We start from the raw sequence: 577 nt of genomic DNA on the forward strand, positions 1-577 counted from the left end.
TTTTGTGGTTCAGACATACGCTTGTCCTTTCAAATTTGGTTTGGATAGCTTAAGCTTACTTCCGTAGTTATGTACGGAGTCAAGCGATATGCAAATTAATTTTGAGAATCTGACCATTGGCGTTTTTGCCAAGGCGGCCGGGGTCAATGTGGAGACCATCCGGTTCTACCAGCGCAAGGGCCTGCTGCCGGAGCCAGACAAGCCCTATGGCAGCATTCGCCGCTATGGCGAGGCGGATGTAACACGAGTGCGGTTCGTGAAATCGGCCCAGCGGCTGGGCTTTAGCCTGGACGAAATCGCCGAGCTACTGCGGCTGGAGGATGGCACCCATTGCGAGGAAGCCAGCGGTCTGGCCGAGCACAAGCTCAAGGATGTGCGCGAGAAGATGGCCGACTTGGCACGCATGGAGGCCGTGCTGTCTGAACTGATGTGCGCCTGCCATGCGCGGAAAGGGAACGTTTCCTGCCCGCTGATTGCGTCACTGCAAGACGGAACGAAGCTCGCTGCATCGGCGCGGGGGAGTCACGGGGTGACTACGCCTTAGCGTGCTTTATTTTCCGAATTCTGAGACGACCCC

General features: G+C 56.7%; 1 protein-coding gene. It reads left to right on the forward strand.

Annotated features, from left to right (window positions below; all coding sequences use genetic code 11):
- The first annotated feature begins 88 nt into the window (after positions 1–88).
- A complete protein-coding gene (merR, locus tag D7V20_RS19460; protein ID WP_001166626.1) occupies positions 89–544 on the forward strand; it encodes an Hg(II)-responsive transcriptional regulator in 456 nt (151 codons plus the stop codon).
- Positions 545–577 lie beyond the last annotated feature (33 nt).

The organism is Acinetobacter rongchengensis (genome assembly GCF_003611475.1).
GTDB lineage: Bacteria > Pseudomonadota > Gammaproteobacteria > Pseudomonadales > Moraxellaceae > Acinetobacter > Acinetobacter rongchengensis.

What these genes read in the sequence shown, in the direction of transcription:
- merR (WP_001166626.1), top strand. Translation starts at nt 89, where the DNA reads ATGCAAATTAATTTTGAGAATCTGACCATTGGCGTTTTTGCCAAGGCG.